This window comes from Cupriavidus taiwanensis, from assembly GCF_900250075.1.
In the GTDB taxonomy this organism is placed as follows: domain Bacteria; phylum Pseudomonadota; class Gammaproteobacteria; order Burkholderiales; family Burkholderiaceae; genus Cupriavidus; species Cupriavidus taiwanensis_C.
In genome coordinates this window covers 265,233-282,037 of record NZ_LT977072.1, presented here as the reverse complement: position 1 = coordinate 282,037, position 16,805 = coordinate 265,233, and the positions used below count along the sequence as shown (strand labels likewise).

The window sequence follows — 16,805 nt, the reverse complement described above, 5'->3', positions numbered from 1 at the left end:
CTTCCTTGGTTGAGTGCACTGATTCTTCGAGCCCGCCACGTCAGGCGGTCTCCTTGTAGAGGGCTTGGCGACAGGCTTGTGCGATATCCGCACTGCTGATCGGAAATTCGTCGTGTTGTTCGCCATCGAGCAGACGGCCGGCATGGCGCTTTCCTGCGCGGTGGACCATGGACCAGCCATCAGCGCTGGACGCGCCGGCAGGGTAGCCGGCGGCTTCAAATCCACCATGCACCGCGCGCCCGTCGCGCGCCACCGCCGCAGTCTCGTAACGACCTGCCCCAAAATCGCCCGACCCTGGTGCCCATTCGCCATGCTGCTTGAACAGGAACGGAACGCCAGCTGCGGCGCACTGGTCGCGCAACGAGCGGGGCCAGTCCGGATGCATCGGCCGTGCACCAGGACCGCTCTCGCCCCCAGCAATGACCCAGTCGATCATGGTCGGCGCGCCGGCGACGGAGAAGACATCGACGTGGCCCAGCAACGGCTCCATCGATAGGAACCGCATGCTGGCCGGGACGCGCATCAGCTTCGGGATATCCCGGTCGGCCTCGCACTGATTGACCACCGTGGCGCCGAGCCAGATATCGGCGGGAGCGTTACCTTCCAGCCAGCTGTCCAGCCACTGCGCCGTCGAGCCGCTGTCGCCCCTTGCCAGGAGGTGCTCCAGGGCTGCCTCGAGCCGACGCGTAGCGTTACCAATCCGCTTCGACAGGACCAGCTTGTCGAGGTTCGGGGTTCGGCGCCAGACTTCCAGCACGTCAATGAACCATTCCAGCGGCACCGCGTTGTCGAACATGTCCGCCAGGCTCGCACAGAAGACGCGTTGCCGGCGGCCATGGACGGCGGCAAACGCCGCATGTCGGGCATCCCAAAGCAGCGGCTTGCGCCAGTTGGCTGCCGAGGTGCGCCGGCGCGGCGCGCCCGGGCCCCAGTTGATGGCGATGCCTCCGGCAAACCTGGCGTTGCGGGCCTCGGCATAGCAGTGGTCGCAGCCCGGGCCGACCTTCTGGCAGCCTTCCCACGGATTCCATGTGTGGTCTGCCCACTCGATGCGGGTGTAATCGCTCATGCCGGCATGCCCTCGAACATGTCGATCGTACGGGTGTCGCGGTCTGGTTGCCACTCCGCGGCGAGCAACAGGTGGCCGATGGAAGTCGCTCCGTCGCCGCCGTACGGGGTATCGGATTCGGTCCAGCCGTCCTTGAGGTCGGCAGGCGCGCGCACTTGGCCCGCCAGGTCGTAGCGCGGCTCGGCGCAATCGCCCTCGATGTCCCGGCGCTCGCGCCTGGCGGTCGCCAACGCTGCCTCGGCGTCGTCGCCTTGGATGACGGCGCGGTAAACAAGTTCTATGTTGAAGAGGGGCATTATCGAATCTCCTCGCCTCGCAATGCCTTCATGGACGGGGAAGGCGCGGTTGGGTTGCTTGAACTGGATGCGATCCAGCGTAGCGCGTACAGGCAAGTCAAGGAAAGGGATACCGGCTCGCCATCCCGGTGGTCCCTCAGCGCCCGGCCAGGTCAGCACTGGGCCGGAAGCACACGACGGGGAACTCGAACAGCGTCGCGCAAGCGCACCCGTCGCCACAACGCGCGGAGACTGTCGCCTCTTCAGCAAGCCCGTGCCGGAGCGCGGCCGCGCGCAGTTGGTCCGCGTCGATCCGATCCGTGGTCAGCGCGCTCAACACCTCCTGGGCGAAGCCGGTGAGTCGCGCCAGTTCCTCGCCAATGGGGCCGTGGATGTAGAGGTACAGGCCGTTCTGCATCTTGCGCACGGCCATCGTCTCGGTGGCCATACGTTGCAGCAGTGCTTCTGCAGCTCGCCAGCCGACCCGCAGATGGCGCTGGATGAGCGCAGTCGACGCCGCGCGGTGCTGGTGGACCAGCTCGACGGCCTGGTGGAACAACTCGTCGTTGAGGGATGCGTCGTCACGCTTCATGGGCTGCCCCCGATCACTTCGCCGCCGGCGGCAGCTGGACCGAATCCAGCGCCTGCGTGGGCGCCTCCCATTCGACCACGGACATGCCGGCGCTTCGGTAGTGCTCACGCTTGGACGCCGTTCTGGCGTCGTACTCCGGGTTGCCGGTGAGCCCAAGGACTTCGATGATGACCTCGGCAGCCGTATCGGTGAGGACAAAATCCGGGTGGACGGGCGCGTTGCCGAGGTGGCGCAGCGGCTTGCGGAAAGCGCGGCGTAGCCCGATCAGGTGATCGGCCATCGCCACTTCGTAGGTGGAGTCGCAGGGCAGGAATTGCGCGTTCGTCAGCAACGCGGCGCCGTCCACGATCGTGAGATAGTTCCTGTCAACCGGCTTTTCGACCAGGAACACGGCTACACATCGCAGATTCGGCTGGCCAGCCCCGGCCAACGCCGGTCCGTAAGAGCGCTGCAGGCGCTCGTACAGCGCGCTGCTCATGAAGCACCGCAGCTGCGTTTGCCGGAGAACGAACTTTGCTCCGAACTGCGACGGCTCGTGCGACGCAACCTCGGCGATCAGCAGGCCTCGCCGGCTACCAGAGGCGGATGGTGTGAGCCTGGCCAGCCACGCATCCAGTTCCGCCAGGATCTCTGCTTTGCGCGCGGGGTCCCAGCGCTCGAGGATATGGAGCGTCTTGTCGGCGGGCTGGCTATTGATGCGGCAATCCGCCAGCTCGGCGCTCAGGTGGGACCAGCAAGCGCTCCACCCCCGTCCGCCCGTGCCGGGCCAGAGGTTCAGCCCGGCCTGCTCCCACGCGAACTCAAGGAAGGCAAGCAGGCCTGCGGTGCGCCGCTGCGGCTTCCTCGATTCGCCCTCGGGGTTGGATTGCACCGGTTTCGCCGGCGTGCGGCTGCTGATCCGCTGACTCGCTTCAAGGCGGATATCCAGCGCGCCGTTGCGGAAGGGGAATGGGTCCAGTTCGGTGCCGGTACCGCCTTTGCCGGTGTTGCGGCGTTGGAAGGGGCAGCTATCGCCGTGCAGCTGAGCCTGTTCGGGCCAGCGCGCGAGCAGGAAGATCTCGCGGTGGCGCCGGATGACCAGCTTGGGTCGTGGGCGCCCGGCCGTGCAACCGCACTCGGCAAAGCCTTGTGTGGTCTTCGCGCGTTCCAGCAGGCGGGAATGCCGACCGGGGTTTTCCAACACATCTTCAAGTGGCAACTCGCTGTTGCCAACCCGCACGGTGATCATGGGCTCCTCCTAAACTCCGGCGTCACGGAACATGGTGTACAGGTCGCGGCGAATCTCGCTGATGTCCAGCAGCTGCTTGGCCCGGGTCATCGCGACATACAGCAGCCGCATTTCTTCCGGCGACATGCTCAAGTCGCCTTCGTCGTTGCTCTTGAACTTGAAGTCGCCGGCGAGGTGAACCCGATCCCACTCCAGGCCCTTGGCCCGGTGCACGGTGCTGACGATGTAGTCGGCGTCGGCTTCGGGGAACACCCGAGTGAGGATCAGGCGCAGGTAGTCCACTCCCTCGTTGTCGATCAGCTTCACCAGCGGCTGCAGGTCCCGCCCGGCGAACGATTCGGCGTGCTCCTGGACCTCCTCCCAGGACTCGAAGAGTGCCAGCGTGGCGGGGTAACCAATGCGCTGGCCGCGCATCAGCAATTCGGCGCCGTCGGCGAAGGCCTTGAGTTCCTCGACATTGGCGCGCACGGCGACTTTGTCGCCGCGGGCAATACCTTGGGCGAGGTGGGTCAGCACCGTGGCGTTCTTGCGGCACAGGATGGCGTCGAAGCGGTCATGTCCCGGCGTGGAGTCCTGCAGAATCCGGGACTCGATGTGATCCTGGCCCCGGACCGGCACGTCTTCGTCCATCAGCTTGAGCACCCGGCTTGCCAGCTGGGCGATCGCCGGTCCAAACCGGAAAGATTCGGTGAGCGAACGCTCGGGCGCCCGAATGTGGTCCATCGCATTGACTGCGCCGCGCCACTCATAGATCTGTTGGTAGGGGTCCCCCACATAGACCACTTGCGCCTGCTGGGCGCGCAGCACCGACAGTATCAGGCCGTCGGCATCCTGCGCCTCGTCGAACAGGATGAAGTCCGCACCAATCGTCGGGCGGCTTCGCTCCCAAAGCTTCACATACACGTCGTGGGTGATGGCCGATGGCGTCGCGGGATCGCAGTATTCCTGCCACAGCCGATGGACGTGCGGGAGCAGGGATTCGCGCAGGTGCTCGGCTTCCTCTTCCCGGATGATGGGCTCGACGGGGATATGCCAGGCGAGCGGCTCGCCCTGCGCGGAGCGGCAGAAGCGCGCCGCGCCGTCCATCACCATCCGAGCGACCTTGCTGGCGCTCAGCTCCAGATCCTTGCCGATGGTGGTGGGCAGGCGAATCGGGCCCAGGCTGTAGCGCAAGGCCAGCTGATGGGGTGGCTCGACCGGATTCTTGAGCTTGCGGGTGATTTCGGGACGGGTGGCACCGTAGGCGATCGAATGTACGGTCCGGCAGCGGGTGTTGGACGGGAACTTGCTGGCGGCTTCGGTCGCAATGTCCTTGTTGAATGCGAGATAGAGGCCCCGGGCGCGGCCGCGAGCCTCTGCGGCCATGCGCAACGTGGAAGTCTTGCCGGCGCCGGCGTACGCCTTTACCTTGAGGGCACCACCGGCGCGTACCGCCTCGACGACACGCTCTTGTTCGTCGGTAGGCGTCATGCCATCTCCAGTTGTTCTGGCAGGCTCGCAAGGACCCGTCGCCTGATGGTCAGCGCGTGTTCGCGGGAGGCTGCGGCGCGTTGCGCAGCCTCGCCACTGACGGTGTCCACGATGTAGGCGAAGTAGAGGGCGGTGGTGGGGCCGGTCCACGCCAGCCACTTGGTGCGAATATCCGTCCGCTGCTCGGCCGTCAGCGAGAAGTAGACAGCGCGCTTCTCGCGCCAGACGCGGGCGTGTAGTGTGCGCATCGCCGTTTCGAGCCTGTCGGAGCGCCGTTGGCGGCGGGCCAGTTCCTCGTCGGCGGAGTGCTGTTCGGCGGCCACGTGTTCCGTGAAGAGCGGGTATCGGTCGCGCTCGCGCTGCTGTTTGCGCGCGAAGGCGGCCACGCGGCGGGCGTTAAAGTCGATGGGGTCGTGGCGTCCGAGTCGGGTGAATCGCATGGGCGGCAAGAAGTTGGATGGTCTAAGACCAAGATACCGGCCCCGCACCGAAGTCAAGGCGCCCGACGGACGAGGTTTGCCAAACGCTATTCTCCCGGCCCGGCCGGCAGTAGTTGTCGGTGAAAGCTATAGAATTGGGGCCATCTTTTACGGAAAACGTCATGGCGTCCCCCACCACCAGCTTTCGCGAAGTGTCCCTCGGCACCCGGCCTGCCGGCGAGCGCGAGTTCATCCCTCCGGGGGACCCGCAATACGGGGAGATCGCGCGCCTGGATGCCTTCACGTTCAAACGCTATCTGGATCGGGTGTTCTGGCATCCACGGCCGGAGGTCGTTCGCTTCGAGGTCAGGGCGCTGCCCTCGTCGACAGGCAGTGTCTATGACGTCGTCGCTCTCGTTGCGACGGGGGAGGGCGACGACTGGTTCTCCGAAGCCGCGGTGCCGCAGCGCTGGGACTACGTTGCGATCAGCGAAACCAGCCACGGGCTGTCAAAACTGCAGGCCGCGCGGCTGAAGGAGGAGGGCAAACTGCCCGAAGACTACACGCCGTTTGGCGATGACGGTCCGATACTGGATCACTCGAACCTGGAGAACCCGGAAGAGGTTGACCTGCGCCGCTGGGATGTCATCAATCGCCTGCGAGAAGCGAGCCGACGGCGGCGCGCTGAAGGTTGACCGCGCCCCGGGTCTTGTCCATCGGCGTCAATTCGCTGTAATATCCGCCCGATTCTCCGCGCTTTCAGCGCATCGACCTTGCCGGCGTACCGGCCATCTGCTTTTCCACCCATTGGGGCTTTTCCCAATGGGGAAGGCTCCATTTCCGGAGCCTGTCCATGCTTATCTCCTCCCGTACCAGCACGCTGGCCGTCCTCGCGACGGTTCTGAACCTGTTCGCGGCGCTGTATTTCGTTGTGACCACTGGTGACGATCGTCTTGCCGCAATGCAATTGCACATCGTTGCCGAAATCGAGTTTCTGGTTCTGATCAGCTGGCTTCTCGCGAAGCTGCTGAATCTGGATCCCAAGCCTGCCACCGCCGCCTGACCTTACCAGGTCACCGGCCAGCTCCTACCCGCCGGGAAGTACTTTCCCGGCCTTTCGGAACATGTTTCCCCACCTGCCTCCCCAACCCAGTAGATCGAATCGCTCTGCGTACCCATTTCTGCGTGAGGTGCAGGGATGAGTCGCGCCGCCAAACGCAAGTTCGAGGTCAACGCGACCGATCCTCATCAAGAGCTGTTATCGCTCATCAAGTCGTTCGGCTATCGGCATAGCACCAACGATGTCTTCTCAGATTTTGTGGAGATGTCGGCCCTGGCGATTAGCAACGCTGTTGACCGACACCACTATGACCCGCGTGAGAAGCGCTATCTTGAGATCGCGAAGAAGTACGATCGCGCCGAACTGAGCAAGTTTTCCGAGATGCTAGGTGCGCTCACCATGACGTTTGAGGATCGGGTTCAGCGCCTGGTTCCGAACGGGGATGGCTTAGCCGATATCCTCGGGCAGACCTACATGATGCTCGACCTTGGCAATGAGCGCGCGGGCCAGTTCTTCACGCCATACACCGTTTCGCGGCTGATGGCGGGTATCAACGTTCGCGACGGCAACCCGTACGTCGATCGAGACGGATTTGTCACGATCGAGGAGCCGGCATGCGGTGCCGGCGGCATGGTCATTGCCTGTGCTGATGCGCTGCATGACGCCGGCCGCAATTACCAGCAAACGATGCATGCTACGTGCATCGATATCGATGCACGGTGCGTTCACATGACGTATCTGCAGCTGTCGCTGCTCCACATCCCGGCCATTGTCATCCATGGCAATGCGCTGAGCGTGGAAGCGTGGTCGAGCTGGTTTACGCCAGCCCACATCCTCGGGGGATGGGGCGCGAAGCTACGTCGAAAGCGGGCATCCCAGGCGCGGGCGGAGGTCTCGACCATGCCCGAACGGGATCATGAAAACTCCTCTGAAGCATTGAGCAAGTCCCAATCGCAGGATGTTGAGTCAGGGGCGCTGGAACTCGACGCATCTCTGATGCAACGGGCAGCGGCCAGGTCCGTCCCGCGAATCTTCGTTCCTGACGATCAGCTTGCGCTGTTCTGAAGAAAGCACGTCGAAATTGGCGAGCTTTTGGGTGTCAGCCGGTACGGCATGGCCCTTATGATGGTTTCCGTAGCCCCCGCTACGGAAACCCTCTCAGATGCACTCAGCCCTCCACGTGAGGGCTTTTTTTTTTGCCTGTCCCAACGCCAGAACGGCGGGCCGGCGCGCGGCTATTGATCGGGGAGGGTGAGTTCGGCTATCCTTTCAACGCTTTCCGCGTCCAAGACGCATCGACCTTCGCCCCTTTTGGGGCCAGCTTCTGCAGTTTGGTGGCCTCCCGCTTTGCCGGGCCAGCCCACCTTTCCATCCCACCGGGAACCTGTTCCCGGTGCGGCAACGGGTTCCCCATTCCGTCCCGGAGAACCCAAAAGATGCAAAACCCCACTGTTGTCATTGGCAAGATCCGTCCTGGCCGTAATCCGCGCAAGTACTTCGATCCTGTCCAGATGGCTGAGCTGACCGAATCCATCCGCCTGGATGGTGTCGTCCAGCCGATTCTGATCCGTCCCATTGAGGACGATGAGAATGGGCATGAGTACGAAGTGGTGGCAGGTGAACGCCGCTACCGCGCCGCACTGGCAGCCCATGGCGAGGAATACCAGATCCCCGTCACCCTGAAGGTGCTGACTGACGCCGATGCAGACCGCCTGGCGTTGATCGAGAACGTGCAGCGTGCCGACATGGCGCCCTCCGAGGAGGCCGTGGCGGCGTCGCACATCGTTGGCCTGTTGAAGGGAAACCGTGACGAGGCGGCCCGCGTCCTTGGCTGGTCGCGCTCAACGCTCGACAAGCGCCTTGCGCTGCTGAATTGCAGCGAATCCGTCCTGGAGGCACTGAACACGCGTGTCATCCAGCTCGGCCATGCCGAACTGCTGGCTACGCTTGCCAAGGACAAGCAGGACAAGCTCCTGCCGGTCATCGTCAGCGAAAAGAAGTCGGTGGTGGAGTTGAAGAAGACTATCGAGGCGGCCGCGTGCAGCCTGGAATCGGCCATCTTCGACAAGTCCGACTGTGCCGCCTGCCCGCATAACTCCTCGTTGCAGACGGAGATGTTCGGTGAGGCAATCGCCACCGGCAACTGCACCAACAGGGCCTGCTACAACGAAAAGAACGACCGCAAGCTCGAAGGCATTGCCTACGGGCTCAAGGAAGAGTTCCCGATCGTGCGCATCGTTCGCACCGGCGACAACCATACCCGCATTCAGCTGAAAGTGGATGGCCCGACCGGCGTAGGCGAGGAACAAGCCAAGGCGTGCCATGCCTGCCAGAATTTCGGTGCCGCGGTGAGCGGCCTGCCGGATTCCATGGGCAAGGTGTTCAGCGGTCAATGCTTCGATACGGCCTGCAACCAGCAGAAGGTGGCAGCCCGAATCAAGGCAGAACGTGACGCCGCCAAGGCACCTGCTGGGAAGCAGGGCGCTGGCAAGCCGGCGGCGGCAACGAAGGGCGATAAATCCTCCGCGGCCGCAGAGAAGCCTGTCACGGTGATCAGCGAGTCGGAGAAGGTGAAGCAGTACCGCACCGAACTCTGGCGCAAGGCCCTGCGCAAGGAGGTCGCGCAGAACGCCGAGCAGGCCAATGCCTATCTCCTGTCAATCGCCATGCACGGGCTGTCGCGCAACATCAGCGGCGACGTGATGGGCAAGTTCTTTGAGAAGCTCACCGAACAGAAACCATCCTCGACCCTGCAGGGCTGCCTCACGGCGGTCCACGGCATGGGCGTCGGACGGCGCCAGCAGCTGACGATCGGCATGACGGTAGCGGCCATCGACGGCATGGAGGTGAGCAACCTCCGTGAGTTGTGCCGGTACCACAAGCTTGATCTGCGCCATCACTGGAACCTGCAGAAATCGCAGGACTTCCTTGAGATGCTGACCAAGTCCGAAATGAAGGTTCTGGCAGACGAGCTCGGCATCCGCAAGGTGCTGGGCGATGGCTTTGCCAAGCTGTTCGGCAAATCGAAAGCAGAAGTGGTTGCTGGCCTCCTGGCCGTCAATGGCTTCGACTACAACGGCAAGGTCCCCAAGGTCCTCGGCTATTGATTCATTCACTGGGGGGCGCGCTACCGGCGCGCTGCCCGTCATTCCATTTTCCCCAAAAGGATTCACCTATGTTCACTGAACTGGCTGCGCTCGTGCGCGCGAGTGAGAAAGTGGTCGTCACGCTCACCATGCAGGGCGACCTGATGTCTGTTGTCGTTGTTCCCGTCATCAAGAATGCGGCGGATGCTGCGCTGACCACGCCGCTGGCGCTGTCGGCCACGCCCGCCGAACTGGACGAAGGCTTCGCGCAGGCCCTGGCCAGCGTCACCGCAGCCCGCCAGTCGCTCGCAGAGCAGGCCGAGGCCACCAAATCCATTCTCGAAGCGGCCAAGTCCTCGCAGTCGAGCAAGGCCACCAAGGCACTGGTCAAGGCTGCGGCACCGTCGGATGCGTCAGACTCGTCCGATGCCGAGGAAGGCGATAGCAAGCCGCAAGAGGCTGCTGGCGGCGATGCCTCGGCGAAAGCCGAAGGCAGCGCTGCCACCTCGGGCGGTACGGATCTAGCATCGTTGCTCTGAAGGAGGCTGACATGGCAATCGAAGTCACGAAGCTCACGCGCGAGTTTGCCTACAACGGCATGACGTTGATGGACCCTGGTCAGCAGTTCACGCCGGAACAGGTCAAGGACGTCTATGCGGCTCAGTATCCGGAGCTCACCACCGCCGCGGTGGATGGCCCGGAGCACAAGGGCGAAGTCGCTCGCTACACGTTCGTGCGCGCCGCCGGCGCGAAGGGCGCTGATGCGCAAGTCTGACCTCATGAAGGCACTGTCCACCGGGCAGTTTGCCGCCATCAAACAGGAGCCGCCCGAAAGGGCGGTTTTTTTTCATTCTGAGGAGACCCAACAATGCTGTTCGATCCTCGGTCGACTGTTCCTGATTTCCCTGCAGGACACCAACCCGCATGGACGTCTCACCGACAGCATCCCGCTGCCGGACGTGGACCTGCCCATGGTTTTCTGACACTGCCAGCGGTCGCTCGCTCAGTGCCAGCCGCGGCGCGCGTGACCTTCTGCGATGAGGTCGAGATCACCGACCTGGTGATCGCCCAGTTCGACGCAGGTGTGCTGCGAGCGAGCGACGTGTCCGATCCCACCGGGGCCGGCGACGCCTTCGCGCAAGCGATGTTCGCGTGGTTGAACCCGCGCATCCCGCACTGTCAGCGCCTGCAGTTTGGCTTCGCGTTGATCGACCAGGCCGCCGCGGCGGACCAGCTGACCCAGTTCGGTTGGGAAGACGCGCTCAATTCGCCGCTTTACCTGGCGATTGAGCTGCCCGGGGAGCAAGTGTTTTCAATCGGCACTGCCAGGGCACAGGCGCTGCGCGCGGCGGACCCCTCGTTGCTTTTCACAGCCATGAGTCTCGTCGACGCCGCCTGCTCGAGGTCACTCTTCGTGCGAACGCCCGATGTGTTGCTGGACGAATTTGCCCGGTGGCATTGGGACTACGACGCGACCTTGGCGGATGACGACAGTGCGCGGGAATTCCTGAAGGAAAACTGGGGCGGAGATGACGCGGACATCGAGCGCTATCTGCCTTCGGTCGTACGGCCGGAGCTTGCGCCCGATGACACCCTGCCACGGCATTCGCATGTCCAGGCCGGCTCGTCCAGCCTTAGGGTCCTTTCGCAACGCACCTTGCGTGCTTTGGCACGCTCGGACGATGCGTGGCTGGGTGAAACCTGCGCGGCTTTGGCCGATCTGCGGCTGACGTTGGCGAGAGCGCGCGATCGATCAGCAATCGCCGGCGCCCAATGGGCTGAGCCAGCCTACTCCGCAGCCACGATCGCGTATTGCGAGAGCAACTACGTATCGGAAGTGCTCGACAACCATTTCGAGTGCGCGAGCAACAGTGGCGAGGCCACGATGTTCCAGTGCTTCATTCCCATCGCGACGCAGCGCCAGGCTATCCGCCAGCAGTTCGGTGATCTGGCCAGCATGCTGCAGATCATCGGTGCGCTAGACCGTGTCTTGACTTTCATCTCTTCATAGGAGAGCCTCATGGCCGAGATCCTGACCGCCACGCGGTCGCATGACGTGGCGCTGCAAGGCGCCATTTTGCTGTACGGCCGCTCTGTCGCCGAGTTCTCGTATGCCACCGCGCATCGGATCGAACCTGACGCAAGCACTGGCCGTCCCGTCATCGGGGCCGGCACGCCGCTCAATCGACAGGCGCTGATTCAGGCCGTGCGCCAGGTTGCAGAAGCATCGCTGCCAAAAGGCGAGTTCCTCACGCCGAATGTCCTGTCAATCAGTCCGACCGCGGTGACGTGGTGGTGCCCGCCATGCCAACGCCGCGTGTTCTTCCAGTGCAACGAATTTGGAGAACGCAGCGCAGTGGTGCCGCATCCGGGCTTGGTCTTCCAAGCCTCGCACGCGGGATTCCGCGTGTTCGCGCTGTCTGGCGAGGACCGGCCGATACCGGCCGCGCTGCTGCACGAGCCGCCGTACTTCAACACCTGGGACAACGGGAAGATCTGCATTGGCAGCGCACATGTGCCCAAGCAGATCGACGTCGTCTCGATTGCCGGCTGGGAATCGGGGTTCTTCGATTCGGCCTTCACCCATCCCAACCATGGGAATCCGCGCGTCAACTTCGAGCGCGGTCCCTATGCCTTTTGGAAGGACATGCTCGACGGCCGGTTCACCGACTACCCGAAGCAAGTCCTCATCCCCATGAAACGCACGCTGGCCGATCTGATCGCCGGCAAACTGGATAAATGATCATGCATCCTGCTGATGTCACCCTGCAACAGTCGTTCCCGTCGGTCATGGTGCCGCGCTTCTCCAAGCTCGAACCCATGTCCCGGGCCGGCGAGCGGCTTCTCATTGCCGCGAACGGTGTATTTCTCGAAGTTTCACGCCCCTGGATCCGGCTGGTGCGCTGCCTCGGGCAGTTTCAGCATCGCACCGCTGTACCGTACGGCGACGCCCGGGAGGAAACGGACCTGGTCTGCGGCCGCATCCCGGCGAAGCTGATCGGAGAGTTCGCCGCCATGGCGCGCGAGGCCCATCCGAAGGAAACGGGTGCCTGGATCGTTTGGAACGCCACGACCGCGGCGTTCCGTCTCGTCCCGGTTGGCATCCTCGAGCACAGCGCTGGCCACCTGAAGTATCAGCGGCCCGAGCTCGGCACAGACGATGTGCTGGTGGTCGATTGCCATTCTCATGGCCGTTCACCGGCGTTTTTCTCCGCCACCGACGATGGTGACGACCGGCACGACGTGAAGTTCGCGTTCGTGATTGGCAATTGCGCATCCGCGGTGCCTTCCATGGCGCTGCGGCTGTGTGCCAAGGGCATTTTCGAGAAGGTGGAAAAGGTGCCGGCGGAGTGGTATGCCGCCTGTGAGGAGGCGATGGCATGATTGAGCATCGCATTCCTACGGCCATGACCAGGCGCGCCTGGAACGTCATCGTGGTCGGTGCCGGCGGTACGGGTAGTGCGCTGCTTCCCAATCTGGCACGTTTGCACCACGCGATGCTGGAATTGGGCCACCCCGGCGGTATCGCCTGCACCGTCTACGATGATGACCTCGTCAGCGAGACCAATGTTGGCCGACAGGGATTCTATCCGGTCGATGTTGGCCAGCCGAAGGCAACTTTGCTGGTGAATCGCCTGAACAACCTAATGGGCACGCGCTGGGAAGCGCGGGTCAGTCGCGTTGACAGTCGCGACCGCTTTCGCTGTGACATGGTGATCGGCTGCGTCGATACGCGTCGCGCGCGCAAGGCGATCCTGGGCGCGATGACGCGTGGCGGTGGCGGCTATTACCTCGACTGCGGCAACGAGTCGGACAGCGGCCAGATCATTCTTGGGCAGGTCCGCGGCAAGGCGGCGGAACGGCTGCCCCATGTGGGCGACTTGTTCCCTGAACTGCTGGACCCGAAAGGGGACAAGAAGGACACCGCGCCGTCCTGTTCGATGGCCGATGCGCTCAGCAGGCAATCGCTGGTGATCAACCAGGCGATCGCGGTGCAGGCGTACAATTTGCTGTGGACGCTGTTCCGCACGGGCACCCTGCAGTACTGCGGCGCGTTTGTGAATCTGGCAGCCGGTCGCACCAACCCGCTGCCGATCGACCCCCAGGCTTGGGCGAGATTCGGGTATCACCTACCTGAGCCGAAGCGCGCGACGCGCGCGCCTCGCCAAGCCGACTGAGCCCGCCATCCCCGACGTTTGGGGATGGCTTTTTTCTTTTGTGGCAGCCGACTTGATGAGCTCGTCCCGCGCTGCTAGGATCGCGTCACACCTCGCGTCCAGGACGCATCGACCTCGTGGCACTTCGCCACTTTGAATTTTCAACCCGTTGGGGCACCTGCCCTGGCGGTGTGCTCCTTTCCTTCTTCGGAGCACATCATGAACGACTCCCCCAATCAAAGCGGTACGAGCCGTGCATGGCGCCGCGTTCGCGTGACGGGCAGCTGGCTGCCAGACAATGCCTTCGTGTGGGCGTACTGGAACGGCTCAATGTGGAACGGCTTTGCCGTCCCGCTGTTTACCCGCCAGGACGTGATCAGTCTCTGTGGAGTGATGCCAGGCCTCGTGTACGTTGAGGCGCGCCATGCCTTCCTGTTCGACGAGAACGGCGAGGCAGAATGGTTCCATGCGGGACCGCAAATCGTGGACGGCGAACATTTGCAGCTCTATTCGCTTGGCGAAAGCTGGTGCTGGCAACTCGTGGATGCACCGGCCCGCGCCACGGTGGTAGCAGGTGGCTACCCCATCAGCCCTCTCCACAATCGCGGCTGACCCTGCTAACATTGCTGCACCTACCGCGTCTCAGACGCATCGACCCTTCCGGTTGTATAGCCGGACATCTCCCTTCCCCCTACGGGCCTCATGCCCGTGGGCATGTTGGCCCGTTCTTCATTGAGGCCAACATGATCAAGCGTTTCTTCCTGCTTTTCCTTTGCTGCGCCGTCTTTGCTGGCTGCGCCGCCCAGCCGACTTCGCCGAATACCTATCGGGGTTCCGAAGCGCTGAGGCCAGGTACCGCTGAAGCTGTCACAGTCGTCCGGGTCCGCCCAGTAACGATTGCTGATACCGACGGCTTGATGTCTGCGAACACCGGCGTGCCGGGTGTTCTGGGTGCTGTTGTTGGCGCGGTACTGGGTGCGCGCGTCATCGGCAACGGCAATGGCCGTTACCTAGCCGGCGCGCTCTCGGGCACCGTTTCTGCGGTCATCGCTCAGACGGCCGCCAATCACCTGAGCCGTCGCAGCGGCGTGGAGGTCATTGTCCGTACGGACAGCGGCCGCCAGATTGTTGTCACGCAAGACGCGGATCAGCAGTTCGTCACTGGCGAGCGGCTGTACCTCGTCTCGGGTGCTGGCGGTTCCCGCCTCACTCGCTGACCTGGCTCCAGTCGGAGCCCCATCCCTTCTCTTTCCCCCGCGCGGGCCTCCCGCGTGGGGGCTCTGTCGCGAACAGGAGCAATTCACATGTTCGACGTCGCAGAAGCAACCCCCATCTCCATCGCCCCCATCGAAACGAAGGGGAGATACATTTTTGAAGTCGCCGACGACATCCGTCGTCAGTTGCGCAGCGCCGGACTCGATCCGGAATGGCTCAACGCGAGCAACTTTATGGATGACGACAACGAGGCGCTGTACGGCCCGAAGTCGTCACGCCAGTGGCCCCAGTTTGGCGCTCGTGAACGCATCGCCATCTCCGTGCATCGCGGCTGGTCCGAAGGCTGGGCCATCCACGTCGATCGCATCGGCCTTCAGGGTGATGCAGCGGGCGTGTCCACCACCGCGCAGAAGCTGTTGGTCGGCAAGTCGTTGACCGAGCGTCAAGCTTGGGACAGCGTTCGTGCGATCAGCAAGATGTTCGATGTCGCCTGAGTCCAGCTCATCCCATTCGCAAGCCCGAGAGGGCTTGCCCAACCCTTCGGGGTTCGGCAAGCCGCTTTTACCCGCGTCATAGACGCATCGACCCAATGTCCGGCATCGCCGGGCCAACCCTTGCGGGACACTCGTCCCGGCAGGGAAGGGATGTCCCCAGCTATTCAGAGGATATCCATGAAACTTCCCAAGTCCTTCTTCGCACCTTTTCCAGACAATCCGGCGGCATGCCAGGACCTGCGCCGTGACGCATGCCGCGTGCTGCGTCGATTTGCTGGCGACATGGCTTTGCGCCCGCGCGATTACACGATCCGCGAGCATCGCCAGCGCCGGCGCGACGTCAACGTGTTTGCGTTGCAGACCGACTCGTTGCTGGTAGAAATTCAGCATCCGCCTGGCGCCGAGGGCATTCGCATGTCCTATCGGACGTGCCGCGGTCGCAATGACATGGCCGGTGGCCGCGACAATACAGTCAGCGTGGAGTCGCTGGCTACGCAACGTGGCTATGCCGAACTGGTTTCCACGCTTCGCGTGGTGGCCGGGCGGCGCGGTTGAGGGCCACGGCATGAGGCTCATCAAAGTCACGTTCACAGCAACGTCAGGCGAGGAAACGACGGGCTTTGCATCGTTGCACGCCAACGATGTTGTTGAATTACCCAAGCGCATGCTGCTGCGCGTGCGCGCAGCGCTGGAAGCGGGTGAAGGCTATGCCATCGTCGCTCATCAGGGGGGATATGCAATCCCGCTGCTTCTACTCGAAGATGCGCGCTATAAGCTGGATGTCAGGCACGCCACGAGCGACGCCTGGCTGACCCGGCTGATTGACGCGTTTCGCAAACCGAGCAAAGACCAGATGCAGGCCTATGGCCGCTACTACCACACGCTTTCGGCAGCCTGCGCTGTCGGCTTCGTGGGTTATGCGGCCGGAATTCAAGCCTGGACGGTAGCGACCGCTATCAACGCAGCATGCTTGCTGGCCGGCGCTGCGGTACTATTTGCCATAGGCGCTGTTCTCGCAAAAGGAGATAAGTGATGTTTGGTCCATTTGTTCTCGGCCTCACTCTGTGCATCGCCGGCTTTGGGCTCTGGGTATTGCGCAACGCGGATCGCGAGCGCATGCGCGAGCATCTTGACCGCAACGACTAGGCCAACTCGCCGTGACGCTGGCGCGCATGCGTCGGCGATCAGCAAGTCCCCAAGCGCTTCCCTCTGGAAGCGCTTTTTCTTTCTCACCCCACACGGGCGTCGTCCCGTCGGGGCGGCTCCCTAATCTCGGGAAACCCCTCGATGGACGCAATTGTTTTTGGCGCTGGCGTGGCCAGCTATCCCGCCGGCGTGCAGCTGCGCGTCGGTCTCTACGACGCCAACCTGCGCCCGGCCATCCAGCTGATCTGCGCAGACGACGGCATGCCGTATGCCTCGCTCAGCGTCAACTTGCCGGGCACGCCATTGCTCGACGGTGAATTCTGCGTGGCCGCCGACTGGAACCTTCCGGCGGATCTCAAAGCGGCGCTGCTGGCCAGCGGCAAGTTCACGGACGCGGGCCGCGTGTCGCCTGGGCCCATTCAAGGCGGCGCAATCTGGCGCATCGATTGTCCCGAACTGCTGTCGCAGTTCGCCGCGGCTCGGGTGGTCGCCTGTCGCACGCCTGCGCATCGCATTGCCGCCCTGGTGTAGCACCACGGCATTTTCCAACCCTCTCGGGGCACGCCCCGAGAGGGCGTGTTCCGTCTCCGGAGC

The 16,805-nt window shown here is 63.4% G+C and carries 23 protein-coding genes; 17 read left to right on the top strand and 6 right to left on the bottom strand.

Going from position 1 to position 16,805, the window contains the following annotated elements; all coding sequences use genetic code 11:
• Nucleotides 1-40: 40 nt before the first annotated feature.
• The 6 genes from CBM2588_RS30075 to CBM2588_RS30050 all read right to left on the bottom strand — a co-directional run bounded on the left by CBM2588_RS30075 (nucleotide 41) and on the right by CBM2588_RS30050 (nucleotide 5,074).
• A complete protein-coding gene (locus tag CBM2588_RS30075; RefSeq protein WP_115683956.1) occupies nucleotides 41-1,069 on the bottom strand; it encodes a phage Gp37/Gp68 family protein in 1,029 nt (342 codons plus the stop codon).
• Nucleotides 1,066-1,365, bottom strand: a complete 300-nt coding sequence (locus CBM2588_RS30070) for a hypothetical protein (RefSeq protein WP_115683955.1) — start codon at nucleotides 1,363-1,365, stop codon at nucleotides 1,066-1,068. The genes CBM2588_RS30075 and CBM2588_RS30070 overlap by 4 nt, the downstream gene beginning before the upstream one ends.
• A gap of 136 nt (nucleotides 1,366-1,501) precedes the next feature.
• The gene (locus CBM2588_RS30065) at nucleotides 1,502-1,936 is read right to left on the bottom strand and encodes a DNA translocase FtsK (protein ID WP_115683954.1); all 435 of its coding nucleotides are present in this window, start codon (nucleotides 1,934-1,936) and stop codon (nucleotides 1,502-1,504) included.
• Between the two features lie 13 nt (nucleotides 1,937-1,949).
• Nucleotides 1,950-3,164, bottom strand: a complete 1,215-nt coding sequence (locus CBM2588_RS30060) for a DUF1173 family protein (protein WP_115683953.1) — start codon at nucleotides 3,162-3,164, stop codon at nucleotides 1,950-1,952.
• A 9-nt stretch (nucleotides 3,165-3,173) separates the two neighbouring features.
• On the bottom strand, nucleotides 3,174-4,634 hold the full coding sequence (locus tag CBM2588_RS30055; protein WP_115683952.1) for a 3'-5' exonuclease: 1,461 nt from the start codon (nucleotides 4,632-4,634) through the stop codon (nucleotides 3,174-3,176).
• Nucleotides 4,631-5,074, bottom strand: coding sequence for a hypothetical protein (locus tag CBM2588_RS30050; RefSeq protein WP_115683951.1), 444 nt, complete (start codon nucleotides 5,072-5,074; stop codon nucleotides 4,631-4,633). Before CBM2588_RS30050 ends, CBM2588_RS30055 begins: the two co-directional genes overlap by 4 nt.
• 161 nt (nucleotides 5,075-5,235) lie before the next feature.
• Between CBM2588_RS30050 and CBM2588_RS30045 the strand changes: the two genes are divergently transcribed.
• The 17 genes from CBM2588_RS30045 (at nucleotide 5,236) to CBM2588_RS29970 (ending at nucleotide 16,742) form a co-directional block, all read left to right on the top strand.
• Nucleotides 5,236-5,748, top strand: a complete 513-nt coding sequence (locus CBM2588_RS30045; protein WP_115683950.1) for a hypothetical protein — start codon at nucleotides 5,236-5,238, stop codon at nucleotides 5,746-5,748.
• Nucleotides 5,749-5,906: 158 nt separating this feature from the next.
• A complete protein-coding gene (locus CBM2588_RS30040; RefSeq protein WP_115683949.1) occupies nucleotides 5,907-6,116 on the top strand; it encodes a hypothetical protein in 210 nt (69 codons plus the stop codon).
• A 135-nt stretch (nucleotides 6,117-6,251) separates the two neighbouring features.
• A complete protein-coding gene (locus CBM2588_RS30035; protein WP_115683948.1) occupies nucleotides 6,252-7,178 on the top strand; it encodes an N-6 DNA methylase in 927 nt (308 codons plus the stop codon).
• Between the two features lie 371 nt (nucleotides 7,179-7,549).
• Entirely contained in the window at nucleotides 7,550-9,220 is a 1,671-nt protein-coding gene (locus tag CBM2588_RS30030) for a PRTRC system ParB family protein (RefSeq protein WP_115683947.1), read from the top strand.
• Nucleotides 9,221-9,288: 68 nt separating this feature from the next.
• Nucleotides 9,289-9,738 (top strand): PRTRC system protein E, encoded by a 450-nt coding sequence (locus CBM2588_RS30025; protein ID WP_115683946.1) that lies wholly within the window; start codon nucleotides 9,289-9,291, stop codon nucleotides 9,736-9,738.
• 11 nt (nucleotides 9,739-9,749) lie between these two features.
• Nucleotides 9,750-9,974 (top strand): PRTRC system protein C, encoded by a 225-nt coding sequence (locus CBM2588_RS30020; RefSeq protein ID WP_115683945.1) that lies wholly within the window; start codon nucleotides 9,750-9,752, stop codon nucleotides 9,972-9,974.
• Entirely contained in the window at nucleotides 9,961-10,182 is a 222-nt protein-coding gene (locus tag CBM2588_RS31285) for a hypothetical protein (protein WP_231942359.1), read from the top strand. Before CBM2588_RS30020 ends, CBM2588_RS31285 begins: the two co-directional genes overlap by 14 nt.
• 41 nt (nucleotides 10,183-10,223) lie before the next feature.
• Nucleotides 10,224-11,210, top strand: a complete 987-nt coding sequence (locus tag CBM2588_RS30015; RefSeq protein ID WP_231942358.1) for a PRTRC system protein F — start codon at nucleotides 10,224-10,226, stop codon at nucleotides 11,208-11,210.
• Nucleotides 11,211-11,219: 9 nt separating this feature from the next.
• Complete coding sequence (locus CBM2588_RS30010; RefSeq protein WP_115683943.1) at nucleotides 11,220-11,942, top strand: PRTRC system protein B; 723 nt, start codon at nucleotides 11,220-11,222, stop codon at nucleotides 11,940-11,942.
• A 2-nt stretch (nucleotides 11,943-11,944) separates the two neighbouring features.
• Entirely contained in the window at nucleotides 11,945-12,583 is a 639-nt protein-coding gene (locus CBM2588_RS30005; protein ID WP_115684039.1) for a PRTRC system protein A, read from the top strand.
• Nucleotides 12,580-13,377 (top strand): PRTRC system ThiF family protein, encoded by a 798-nt coding sequence (locus CBM2588_RS30000; protein ID WP_115683942.1) that lies wholly within the window; start codon nucleotides 12,580-12,582, stop codon nucleotides 13,375-13,377. The genes CBM2588_RS30005 and CBM2588_RS30000 overlap by 4 nt, the downstream gene beginning before the upstream one ends.
• 198 nt (nucleotides 13,378-13,575) lie before the next feature.
• On the top strand, nucleotides 13,576-13,968 hold the full coding sequence (locus CBM2588_RS29995) for a hypothetical protein (protein ID WP_197717980.1): 393 nt from the start codon (nucleotides 13,576-13,578) through the stop codon (nucleotides 13,966-13,968).
• Between the two features lie 131 nt (nucleotides 13,969-14,099).
• On the top strand, nucleotides 14,100-14,573 hold the full coding sequence (locus tag CBM2588_RS29990; RefSeq protein WP_115683941.1) for a glycine zipper 2TM domain-containing protein: 474 nt from the start codon (nucleotides 14,100-14,102) through the stop codon (nucleotides 14,571-14,573).
• 87 nt (nucleotides 14,574-14,660) lie between these two features.
• Nucleotides 14,661-15,065, top strand: coding sequence for a hypothetical protein (locus CBM2588_RS29985; protein ID WP_115683940.1), 405 nt, complete (start codon nucleotides 14,661-14,663; stop codon nucleotides 15,063-15,065).
• A 177-nt stretch (nucleotides 15,066-15,242) separates the two neighbouring features.
• Nucleotides 15,243-15,620 carry a hypothetical protein gene (locus CBM2588_RS29980; RefSeq protein WP_115683939.1) on the top strand — a complete coding sequence of 126 codons (378 nt, stop codon included), beginning with the start codon at nucleotides 15,243-15,245 and terminating at the stop codon, nucleotides 15,618-15,620.
• A 10-nt stretch (nucleotides 15,621-15,630) separates the two neighbouring features.
• Nucleotides 15,631-16,098, top strand: coding sequence for a hypothetical protein (locus CBM2588_RS29975; protein ID WP_231942357.1), 468 nt, complete (start codon nucleotides 15,631-15,633; stop codon nucleotides 16,096-16,098).
• 281 nt (nucleotides 16,099-16,379) lie between these two features.
• On the top strand, nucleotides 16,380-16,742 hold the full coding sequence (locus tag CBM2588_RS29970) for a DUF4313 domain-containing protein (RefSeq protein ID WP_231942356.1): 363 nt from the start codon (nucleotides 16,380-16,382) through the stop codon (nucleotides 16,740-16,742).
• Nucleotides 16,743-16,805 lie beyond the last annotated feature (63 nt).